Origin of the sequence: Blastococcus sp. MG754426 (assembly GCF_021699055.1) — a bacterium.
GTDB lineage: Bacteria > Actinomycetota > Actinomycetes > Mycobacteriales > Geodermatophilaceae > Blastococcus.
In genome coordinates this window covers 1-255 of sequence record NZ_SSXC01000209.1, presented here as the reverse complement: position 1 = coordinate 255, position 255 = coordinate 1, and the positions used below count along the sequence as shown (strand labels likewise).

The following is a 255-nucleotide window of genomic DNA, read 5'->3' as shown; positions in this document are numbered from 1 at the left end:
GCCAACGAGGTGAAGGAGCTGGCGCAGGAGACGGCGAAGGCGACCGAGGACATCGCCCGCCGGGTGCAGGCGATCCAGGGGGACACGACGGCGGCGGTGGCCGCGATCGGGGAGATCTCCCAGATCGTCGCGCAGATCTCCGACCGGCAGACCACCATCGCCTCGGCGGTGGAGGAGCAGACGGCCACGACCAACGAGATGGCCCGGTCGGTGCAGGAGGCCGCCGGTGGGACCACGCAGATCGCGGAGAACATC

1 pseudogene is annotated in these 255 nt (G+C 70.6%); it reads left to right on the top strand.

The features are described from left to right. Positions 1-255: pseudogene (locus E9549_RS22990) on the top strand (methyl-accepting chemotaxis protein); the annotation flags it as partial.